Below are 9,277 nucleotides of genomic sequence, written 5' to 3'. Positions count from 1 at the left end.
TTTCGTGTGTCGAGGCGAGGGTAGGAGCCCGGTATGAAGGCACTCACCTGGCACGGCACCCGCGACGTCCGCGTCGAGGAGGTCCCGGACCCCGTCCTGCAGGACCCCACCGACGCGGTCGTCCGCATCACCAGCACCGGCCTCTGCGGGTCGGACCTGCACCTGTACGAGCCGCTCGGTGCGTTCCTGGAGCCCGGTGACGTCCTGGGCCACGAGCCCATGGGTGTCGTCGAGGAGGTCGGACCCGGGGTCCGGCACCTGAAGGTCGGCCAGCGCGTGGTCGTCCCGTTCAACGTGTCCTGCGGGACCTGCTTCACGTGCACGGCCGGTCTGCACTCCCAGTGCGAGACCACCCAGAACCGCGAGCACGGCACCGGGGGCTCGCTGTTCGGCTACACCAAGCTCTACGGCCAGGTCCCCGGCGGGCAGGCGGAGTACCTGCGGGTGCCCTTCGCCGACCAGCTGCCCATCCCCGTCCCGGACGGGCCGTCCGACGACCGGTTCGTCTACCTGTCCGACGTCCTGCCGACGGCGTGGCAGGGGGTCGAGTACGCCGGTGTGCAGCCGGGCGACAGCCTGGTCGTCGTGGGTCTGGGGCCGATCGGCGACATGGCGGCCCGGATCGCCCTGCACCGCGGGGTCGAGGTCATCGGCATCGACGTGGTGCCCGAGCGCGTCGAGCGGGCCCTCGGTCGCGGCATCCCCGCCCTGGTGCTCGGTGAGGACGTCGTCGAGCAGGTGAAGGACCTGACCGACGGTCGCGGCCCCCACGCCGTGATCGACGCCGTCGGCCTCGAGGCGCACGGGTCCCCGGCGGCCGGCGCGGTGCAGAAGGCGTCGCGGCTGCTGCCGGACGCGCTCGCCGAGAAGGTCATGCGCAAGGCCGGCGTCGACCGGATGCACGCCCTCGACCTGGCCATCGACCTCGTCCGTCGCGGCGGGACGCTGTCGGTGTCCGGCGTGTACGCCGGTGCGGCCGACCCGATGCCGCTGTTCACGATGTTCGACAAGCAGCTCACCGTGAGGATGGGGCAGGCCAACGTCCACCGCTGGGTGGACGACATCCTGCCGCTGCTCACCGACGAGGACCCCCTGGGCGTCGACGACTTCGCCACCCACCGTCTCCCGCTGGCCGACGCGCCCCAGGCCTACGCCGACTTCCAGGCCAAGGACGACGGCATGGTCAAGGTCCTCTTCCGCCCCTGACCCGCGTGCCGGGGGTGGTGCTGCCCCGGGCGGGCGCGCAGCAGACCTTCCGTTCGGGAGGGTTCTGTGTGCACGATGGGGCCCCCTGACCAGCCCCCGCACGGGCAGATCGCCCGTCACCCCACGAATGGACCTCGAGCCCGGATGTCGCCCCGCCCCCTCCGTACCGTGGTCACCGCGACCCTCGCCGTCGCTTGCCTGGGCCTCGCCGCCTGCTCCGACGGCGACGACGCCGTGGCCGCCCCCAGCACCCAGCGCGCCCCCAACGTCGTGCAGCCCGGGGCTCCGGGCGAGGACAGCGTCAAGCTGGACGCGACCGTCATGCCGAGCGTGGCGCCCGCCCCGCACACCGAGGTCGACGTCGCCTTCATGCAGGACATGATCGGCCACCACGCGCAGGCCATCGTGATGACGAGCATGGTGCAGGAGCGCTCGGAGAACGAGAGCCTGCAGCTGTTCGTCGAGCGGATGGACATCACCCAGGTCGGCGAGATCGAGCAGATGCAGGACTGGCTGGAGGACAAGGGCGAGGAGGTCCCCGCCTGGGACCCCGTCTTCGGCGCCCAGGGCGGCCACTCCGACGGCATGATGATGATGGACGGCGACCTGATGCCGGGGATGGCCACGGAGGACGAGATGGCCGCGCTCGAGGCGGCCACCGGCGAGGAGTTCGACCGCCTGTTCATCGAGCTCATGACCCGCCACCACGAGGGCGCCATCACGATGGTGCAGGAGCTGTTCGCCGAGGGCGGCGGCGAGGAGATGATGGTCTTCCAGCTCGCCGGTCACATCGAGTCCGACCAGAACATCGAGATCGACCGGATGCGGACCATGCTCGCCGAGATGGACGCCTGAGAGCGCTCAGACCACCGCGAGCAGCGCCCCGGCCAGCAGCACCCAGACGGAGGCCCCGAGGAGCTCCCGCCGCGGCCTCGGACCGTTCGGGGCCAACCGTCGCCACCGCAGGGCGAGGACCACGACACCGAGGGCGAGCAGCCACACCGCGAGCCACCACAGCGGCACGGGCACGGTGCCCCACGGGGCGTTCAGGGTGCCGACGGTGAGGAACAGGACCGCCTGGGCCGCGCCGGACACCCCGGCCGTCCTGGTCGGGGCCGGACGGCCGGCGGCGCGCCGGCGCAGGTCGCCGCTCACCTGCCAGACCAGGGCGGCGGGGAACACCAGGCACACCAGCACGGGCACGACCACCGCGACGAGGTCCAGGACGACCGTCACCGGCCCGCCTCGGCCTCGGCGGCCAGCTCGGCCAGCAGGTCCAGGGCCCCGGCCGTGGTGGCCGTGTCGGTGTCGCTGAGCAGCACCAGGCCCACGCCGCTGTCCCGGTCGACGCCCACGAACGCCGTCGACCCGCCCGTGGCCCCGTCGTGCCAGGTGAGGGTGCGGCCCCCGTGCTCGCTGGTGATCCAGAACAGCCCGACCCGGTCGCCGTCCAGGTCGGCGAGCGGCTCGACGGCCGCGACCCCGGGGGCGGTCCCGTCCAGCACTCCGACCAGCAGGCGGGCCAGGTCCTGGGCGGTGGACCAGGTGCCGATGCCGGCGGGCTGCCAGGCCTCGGCCAGCCACGGGGAGCGCGGCACGCCCGAGGCGGCGCCCCCGGCCGCGCGCCCCTGCGGCAGGTCGTCCCCCTCGTCCAGGACGACCGTCGCGGTCATCCCCAGCGGGCCCAGCACGCGCTCGGTGAGCAGGGCCCCGTAGCCGGTGCCCTGGGACGCGGCCAGCGCGTGCCCGAGGACGGCCGCGCCGTAGTTGGAGTACAGCGGGTCGCCACGGCCGGGGACGCCGTCCTCGCCGGCCCGCGCGAGCAGGCTGTCGGCCGTGCCGGTGTAGGGGTCCGCACCGAACGGGACGAGCAGGCCCCGGGCGAGCTCGGTCGGGGACATGACCAGACGCGGCAGCCCGGAGCGGTGCGTGGCCAGCTCGCCCAGGGTGCCCGCACCGGTGCCCGCCAGCGGGGTGCCGGGCACCAGGTCGCCGACGGGGCGGTCGAGGTCGGCGTCGCCGGAGGCGACCAGGTCCGCCAGCAGGTGCCCGGTGAGCGGCTTCATCACCGAACCGGTCTCGAACGCGGTGGTCTCGGTGACCGGGGTGCCGTCGCCGCGGGTGCGTCCGGCCGCGCCGGTGGTGACGGTGCGCCCGCCCTCCCCGTCGGGCCTGACCACGGCGACCGACACGGCGTTGAGCCGCTCGCTGCCGACGGCCTCGACCGCCCGCTCGACGACGGCGGCGTCACCGGTGCGCGCGGCGTCGAGCCGGGCCGGCCGGGGTGCCAGCGTCACGGCGGCGACGACGGTGAGGGCGGTGGCCGCGGCCAGGGCGGTCAGGACGGCGGTGAGCCGGCGGTTCATCGCGTGCACGCTCCGATCACCACGAGGAGGGGGACCACCCGTTCGGCGGGGACCTCGTGGTGCCCCCGCCCGGTCTGCCGGACCCACCCGGACGCCACGAGCTGGCGCAGGTGGTGGTAGGTCTGCCCGGTGCTGCCCGTGCCGGCGGCCTCGGTCAGGTCGGCCGCGCTCGCGACGCCGCGCAGCAGCTCCTGGAGCAGCCTGAGCCGGACGGGGTGCCCGAGCGCACCGACCACCGCGGCCGGCCCGTCCCAGTCGCGGCCCAGCAGGTCGTCGGTGTCGGCGGTCTGCTGCCACTGCGCCACGGCACCGGTGGGCAGGGTGACGTCGCCCGTCCACAGCACGTGGGAGGCGGCACCGCTGCGGGCGCGGACACCCTCGAGCGCCCAGAAGGTGTCGGCCCACCGGGTGTCGGTGGGGGTTGCGTCGCCGCTGTCGGCTGCGTCGGCGAGCCGTTGCTCGAGCGCGGCCACCCGCCGTTCCAGCGCCCGCAGACGGTCGTCGCCCACCCGGCCTCCGATAAGTCGTAGGAAGTTCGGTTTACCGGAATACCGTAGCAAAGGTGGCGGGGTGGCCGGGGCTGCTCGCTGGCGCCGTTCCTGCCGGAGGCGGACCGACCAGCGACCGAACGGGCGCCGATCCGGGGTCCTCGCCGTCGGGGCCGCGTGTCGTGTCGCTGGCCGGTACACCGGGCGGGGCGAGACGGGCACGAGGAACGGCAGGACCGATGCCGTGCATGGTGTCCGGTTCGCCGGGTACTGGGCTCTCGACCGCAACAGAACGCTCGACCATGGAGGTAGTCCCCGTGAACCAGACGGTGCACGACACCACAGAGTCCGCGAAGGACACGGCCCGCGAGGTCGGTTCGCAGGCCCAGGAGAAGGCCAAGGACCAGGTCGACGGCCGCAGCACCCAGGCCGGGGAGCAGCTGCAGGACAAGGCGGACAGCCTGCACGCCGTCGGCGACCAGATGCGGGAGCGCGGCGACGACACGTTCGCCCAGATCGCCGACCGCGTCGCCGGGTGGACCGAGGACGCCGCGAAGTACCTGCGCGAGGCCGACGCCAACCGCATGCTGGGCGACGTCGAGACCTACGCCCGTCGTCAGCCCTGGGCCGTCGCCGCCGGCGGGGTCCTGCTCGGGTTCGCCGCCTCGCGCGTCGTCCGCGCCGGCACCGACGCCCGTCGTCAGTCGTCGGAGTCGCTGGGCTACGGCTCCAGCTACGAGGCCCTCGGCGCCGAGCGTGACGTCGACCTGCGCACCGGCGCCGACTTCGTCGGCGCGGCCGGCGCGGGCACCGGTTACGCCGCCACGGGTGGCACCGGCTACACCGACGACCTGGGGGCCGACCCCCTGGGCAACGACTTCCGGACCAGCACGACCGACTACGGCACGCACGCGTCCATCGCGCCCGAGCCCGGTCAGGACGTCCCGCCGGCCGTGCCGCCGGTCCCGGACGTGTCCCCGGTGCCGGACAGCAACCCCTCGCCCCTGGGTGACCCGACCCCGGGCAACGACCCGGAGTCCACCGGCTTCTACCGCCCCTCCGATGTCGACCGCTGACCCGGGTCACCACGGCCCGGTCGGGGCGTCCGGCCACACGCGCGAGGAGCTGCACGAGGAGTCGTTCGGCGACCTGCTGAGCGGTCTGGCGACCGACATGTCGACCCTGGTCAAGCAGGAGATCGAGCTGGCCAAGGTCGAGACCACCGCCAAGGCCAAGGAGACCGGCGAGCGCGTCGGCAAGGGCGTCGGCATGCTCGTCGCCGCCGGTGTGGTGGGGCTGCTGGCCCTGATGACCCTGACCACCCTGCTCATCGTGGTCCTGGACGCGTTCCTCGAGCTCTGGCTCGCGGTGCTGATCGTGCTGGTGCTGTGGTCCGTCGTGGCCGCCGTGCTGGCGTTGCAGGGCAAGAAGAAGCTCAAGGAGGCGGCGTCGCCCGTCCCCACCGAGACCATCGAGACCATCAAGGAGGACGTCGCATGGGCGAAGCACCCGACCAGCTCCGCGAGGACATAGAAGAGACCCGCGCCCGGATGGGCGAGCGGGCCGAGGCGCTGGCCTACAAGGCCGACGTCCCCGCGCGCAGCAAGGACAAGGTCCACGACCTGACCGACCGCATCAAGGAGAAGGTGACAGGCATGGGACAGACCGTCTCCGGCACGAGCCACGACGCAGCGGGGTCCGTCAAGGACCGCGCGCACGGCGCCAGCGACAAGGTGGGCGACACCGCCCACAAGGTGGGCGACGGCGCTCAGCGCGCCAAGGGCCTCGCCGAGTCCAACCCGCTCGGCCTGGCCATCGGGGCCATCGCCGTCGGGTTCCTGGCCGGCCTCGCCGTCCCGGCCACCCGCGTCGAGCAGGAGAAGCTCGGCCCCGTGGCCGAGCAGGCCCGGGCCAAGGCGCAGGAGGTCGGCGGACAGCTGGCCGACCGCACCAAGGACGCGGCCCACGCCGCTCAGGACGCCGTCAAGGACGAGGTCAGCAGCAACAGCTGACCCGCCTGACCACGGACCGCCCGCGACCTGCTGGTCGTGGGCGGTTCGTGCGTCCGGGCCCGTCGGTGGGCCACGGGCCCGGACCCGGTCGTGAGGTGTCGACACCGGGGGCGGGGCGAGGTATACATCAGGGGCGGCCGCGACGCGCCGCGTGGTGCCCCGGCCCCGGTGCCGTCCTTCCGAGCCGGAGGCTGTGATGACCGGGACCACGTACCCCACCCTTGAGGAGGGGCGCGACACGCGGCCCACGCGCCGCGACGGCAGGACGCACCGACCCGACCCGCCGGCGGCCGACCTGCTGCGCCGCCTGGCGGCGGCGGTCGACCCGACCCAGCGGCAGGACCTCACCGACGAGGTCGTGAGGCTGCACCTGCCGGCCGCGCGTGCGCTCGCCCTGCGCTACCGGGACCGCGGGGTCGCCCTGGACGACCTGTTCCAGGTGGCCGCGCTGGGGCTCGTCAAGGCCGTGCGGGGCTACGACTGCGACCGGGGTCCGGAGTTCATGGCCTACGCCACCCCGACCATCACCGGTGAGCTCAAGCGCTACTTCCGCGACACGCGGTGGGTCGTCCGGCCGTCGCGGCGGCTCCAGGAGCTGCGACCCCGAATCGCCCGGGCCACCGAGGAGCTGACCCAGCAGCTGGGGTGCGCCCCGACGGTCAAGGACCTCGCCCGGCACCTCGAGGCGTCCATCGACGACGTGCTGGAGGCGATGGTCTCCGGCAACGGCTACCACGCCCTGTCGCTGGACGCGCCGCCGGACGGGGAGCAGGGCAGCTGGGCCGACCTGGTCCCGGACACCGACGACGAGCTGGCGGCCACCCCGGACCGGATGGCCCTGCAGGCCCTGCTCGCCGGGCTCCCGCCCCGGGACCGGGCCATCCTGGCCATGCGGTTCTTCGCCGACATGACGCAGACGCAGATCGGCGCCGAGATCGGCATCACCCAGATGCAGGTGTCGCGGTTGCTCAGCCGGGCGCTGCGACGGCTGCGCGTCCAGCTGGAGGTCGACGAGCCCGCACCGATGAGCGACGGACGGGGGCGTGGAGCTGCGGGGCGTGGGTAGGAGCCCGTATGGCTACCAACGCGAACGTCGACCGGAACCGCACCGACCACCGCACGGCACGCACCGTCCCCCAGTGGCTGGCACTGGCGGTGGGTGCGGCCTTCACCCTCACGGGCCTCGCCGGCTTCCTCGTCACGGGGTTCGACGGCTGGACCGAGCACGACCCCGACCAGACCCTGCTCGGGTTCGCGGTCAACCCGCTGCACAACGTGGTCCACCTGGTGATCGGGGTGGGCGGCCTCCTGCTCGGCCGCGAGGACCGCAGCGCCCGCCTGTACGGCTGGCTGCTCGCCGTCGGGTACGGCGCCACCCTGGTCTACGGCCTCGTGGTGGCCGGCCAGGAGGACGGCAACCTGCTCAACCTGAACACGGCCGACAACTGGCTGCACGGCGGGTCGGTGCTCATCGGCCTGGTCACGGCCCTGTGGCCGCGACGCCACACCGACGGCTCCACCACGGCCGGCCGGGCCTGACGGGCGTGCGCGCGCGGGGGGACGGGACAGGCGCGCGCGTGCCGGCGGTGCCGCCGGGCGCGGCGCCACCGTCTCGGACCGGTCGGGCGCTCACGAGAGGTCCTGCACCGCGGGACCGTCGAGGACGTCCCCCTCAGGACCGAACCGGGACCCGTGCAGGGGGCAGTCCCAGGACCGTTCGGCGTCGTTCCAGGCCACGACACCCCCCAGGTGGGTGCAGATCGCGGAACGGCTGGTCGTCACCCCGTCGACCGAGCTGATCCCGCACAGCCGCGCGCCCGAGCGTCGCACGGCGCCCTGGCCGTCGACCGGGACCGAGCTGTCGGCGCTGCGGCCCACGCCCCGGACCCAGCCCTTCTTCATCTGCCAGGCCACCCCGGCGTTCATGGGCACCGAACCCGCCGCCTGCCGGACGACGTCCCCGCGCCACGGGCTCCAGGGCCAGTCCTGCGGCCCCCCGGCCAGGGCGTGGCTCAGCTGCATCGCGGCCGCCGTGCCTCCCGTCATGCCCCACTTGGCGAAGCCGGAGGCCGCCAGCACCCGGTCTCGGCCGGGCCGCAGCGGCCCCACGAACGGCAGCCTGTCCGCGGTGGAGTAGTCCTGCGCGGCCCATCCCGACGCCACCCGACGCACGGTGAAGTGCCGCCGCGTCCAGGCGTCCAGGTCGGCCAGCCGCTCGGACGTGGGGCCGCCGCGGCCGGTGGTGTGACCGTTGCCGCCGACCAGGAGCCGGCCGGGACCCGGACCGCTGCGCAGGGACCGCGTCGGTCGGTCGACGCCGAGGTACATGCCGGACGGCACGGGCCCGTCGAGCTCCGCGGTCAGGCACCAGGACCGCATCGGCTCCGACCGGGCGAACAGCAGACCACGGTCCAGGAACGGCAGCAGCGTCGCCACCACCACACGGGCGGCCCGCAGCACGCGCTCGTCGTCGCCGCGGGAGACCGCCAGCTGCACGGGGCGCCCGTCCTTCACCCCCGTGACGCGCCAGCCGGTCACGACCTGCGCCCGACCCTCACCGGCCCGTGCCGGCCGGGTCAGCTCGTCCTGCAGGTGCTGCAGGTACCGGACGGGCTGCAGCTGCAGCTGGTCCTCCAGCCGGATGGCGCCCGTCACCTCGTACGGCAGCTCGGCCACGGTGTCGTGCCAGGTCGGCGACACCTCGCCGCAGGCCAGCGCGGCCACCTCGCGCTCCAGCCGCTTGCGCCCGGAGCCGGTCGTCGCGTACGTCACGGCGGGGCGTCTCTCGACGACACCCTCCAGCCCACGGGTCTCGACGTCGACCCACCGCTGGGCGGCGAGGCTGCGGGCCAGGTAGTCGGCGGCCCCGGCCGCACCGTGGCGGGAGCGGACCTGCTGGACGTGCTGGCCCTGCATCACGGTGACCTTGCCCGTGGTGCCGCCCGTGGTCCCGGCGCCCGCCTGCCTGGCCTCGACGACCAGGACGTCCACACCCGCCCGACGGAGCATCACCGCGGTGGTCAGCCCGGTGATGCCGGCACCCACCACGACCACGTCGTGCACCCGGTCGGTCCACCCCGCCGGTGCGGTACCGGGCGGGGGGTCGACGACCCCCCAGCCGCGGTCGGTCGCGCGGACCATCGGTCGCTGGTCGGAGGGTGGCATCCCGGCTCCTGGTCGTCCCGGCCCGGCGGCGCGCCGGACT

11 protein-coding genes are annotated in these 9,277 nt (G+C 74.3%); 7 read left to right on the top strand and 4 right to left on the bottom strand.

Features of this window, described 5'->3' with window-relative positions; translation table 11 throughout:
* Window positions 1–33 precede the first annotated feature (33 nt).
* Complete coding sequence (locus tag ACR80Q_RS12060) at window positions 34–1,206, top strand: alcohol dehydrogenase catalytic domain-containing protein (RefSeq protein ID WP_435377869.1); 1,173 nt, start codon at window positions 34–36, stop codon at window positions 1,204–1,206.
* Between the two features lie 168 nt (window positions 1,207–1,374).
* Entirely contained in the window at window positions 1,375–2,061 is a 687-nt protein-coding gene (locus ACR80Q_RS12055; RefSeq protein ID WP_435377868.1) for a DUF305 domain-containing protein, read from the top strand.
* A gap of 6 nt (window positions 2,062–2,067) precedes the next feature.
* Here ACR80Q_RS12055 and ACR80Q_RS12050 read toward each other — a convergent pair whose 3' ends face one another.
* From ACR80Q_RS12050 to ACR80Q_RS12040, 3 genes are read right to left on the bottom strand one after another with little or no spacing between them, the layout of a single operon-like run.
* Window positions 2,068–2,442, bottom strand: coding sequence for a hypothetical protein (locus ACR80Q_RS12050; RefSeq protein WP_435377867.1), 375 nt, complete (start codon window positions 2,440–2,442; stop codon window positions 2,068–2,070).
* Window positions 2,439–3,572, bottom strand: a complete 1,134-nt coding sequence (locus tag ACR80Q_RS12045; protein ID WP_435377866.1) for a serine hydrolase domain-containing protein — start codon at window positions 3,570–3,572, stop codon at window positions 2,439–2,441. The genes ACR80Q_RS12050 and ACR80Q_RS12045 overlap by 4 nt, the downstream gene beginning before the upstream one ends.
* Complete coding sequence (locus ACR80Q_RS12040) at window positions 3,569–4,081, bottom strand: helix-turn-helix domain-containing protein (protein ID WP_435377865.1); 513 nt, start codon at window positions 4,079–4,081, stop codon at window positions 3,569–3,571. The genes ACR80Q_RS12045 and ACR80Q_RS12040 overlap by 4 nt, the downstream gene beginning before the upstream one ends.
* Window positions 4,082–4,377: 296 nt before the next feature.
* On the opposite strand from ACR80Q_RS12040, the gene ACR80Q_RS12035 reads away from it, so the two are divergent.
* From ACR80Q_RS12035 to ACR80Q_RS12015, 5 genes are all read left to right on the top strand, one after another.
* A complete protein-coding gene (locus ACR80Q_RS12035; protein WP_435377864.1) occupies window positions 4,378–5,136 on the top strand; it encodes a hypothetical protein in 759 nt (252 codons plus the stop codon).
* Window positions 5,123–5,593 (top strand): phage holin family protein, encoded by a 471-nt coding sequence (locus ACR80Q_RS12030; RefSeq protein ID WP_435377863.1) that lies wholly within the window; start codon window positions 5,123–5,125, stop codon window positions 5,591–5,593. The genes ACR80Q_RS12035 and ACR80Q_RS12030 overlap by 14 nt, the downstream gene beginning before the upstream one ends.
* The gene (locus tag ACR80Q_RS12025; protein ID WP_435377862.1) at window positions 5,557–6,072 is read left to right on the top strand and encodes a DUF3618 domain-containing protein; all 516 of its coding nucleotides are present in this window, start codon (window positions 5,557–5,559) and stop codon (window positions 6,070–6,072) included. The genes ACR80Q_RS12030 and ACR80Q_RS12025 overlap by 37 nt, the downstream gene beginning before the upstream one ends.
* 196 nt (window positions 6,073–6,268) lie before the next feature.
* Window positions 6,269–7,138, top strand: a complete 870-nt coding sequence (locus ACR80Q_RS12020) for a SigB/SigF/SigG family RNA polymerase sigma factor (protein WP_435377861.1) — start codon at window positions 6,269–6,271, stop codon at window positions 7,136–7,138.
* Window positions 7,139–7,146: 8 nt separating this feature from the next.
* Window positions 7,147–7,611 carry a DUF4383 domain-containing protein gene (locus tag ACR80Q_RS12015; protein WP_435377860.1) on the top strand — a complete coding sequence of 155 codons (465 nt, stop codon included), beginning with the start codon at window positions 7,147–7,149 and terminating at the stop codon, window positions 7,609–7,611.
* A 90-nt stretch (window positions 7,612–7,701) separates the two neighbouring features.
* Here the strand turns inward: ACR80Q_RS12015 and ACR80Q_RS12010 are convergent, their stop codons facing one another.
* Window positions 7,702–9,237 (bottom strand): FAD-dependent oxidoreductase, encoded by a 1,536-nt coding sequence (locus ACR80Q_RS12010; protein ID WP_435377859.1) that lies wholly within the window; start codon window positions 9,235–9,237, stop codon window positions 7,702–7,704.
* Window positions 9,238–9,277: the final 40 nt, after the last annotated feature.

The sequence above is a fragment of the Aquipuribacter aurantiacus genome, from assembly GCF_051216895.1.
Classification (GTDB): domain Bacteria; phylum Actinomycetota; class Actinomycetes; order Actinomycetales; family JBBAYJ01; genus Aquipuribacter.
This window is presented reverse-complemented; position numbering and strand designations above follow the sequence as displayed.

What these genes read in the sequence shown, in the direction of transcription:
- ACR80Q_RS12010 (WP_435377859.1), bottom strand. Translation starts at nt 9,237, where the DNA reads ATGCCACCCTCCGACCAGCGACCGATGGTCCGCGCGACCGACCGCGGC.
- ACR80Q_RS12025 (WP_435377862.1), top strand. Translation starts at nt 5,557, where the DNA reads ATGGGCGAAGCACCCGACCAGCTCCGCGAGGACATAGAAGAGACCCGC.
- ACR80Q_RS12015 (WP_435377860.1), top strand. Translation starts at nt 7,147, where the DNA reads ATGGCTACCAACGCGAACGTCGACCGGAACCGCACCGACCACCGCACG.
- ACR80Q_RS12020 (WP_435377861.1), top strand. Translation starts at nt 6,269, where the DNA reads ATGACCGGGACCACGTACCCCACCCTTGAGGAGGGGCGCGACACGCGG.
- ACR80Q_RS12060 (WP_435377869.1), top strand. Translation starts at nt 34, where the DNA reads ATGAAGGCACTCACCTGGCACGGCACCCGCGACGTCCGCGTCGAGGAG.
- ACR80Q_RS12045 (WP_435377866.1), bottom strand. Translation starts at nt 3,572, where the DNA reads ATGAACCGCCGGCTCACCGCCGTCCTGACCGCCCTGGCCGCGGCCACC.
- ACR80Q_RS12030 (WP_435377863.1), top strand. Translation starts at nt 5,123, where the DNA reads ATGTCGACCGCTGACCCGGGTCACCACGGCCCGGTCGGGGCGTCCGGC.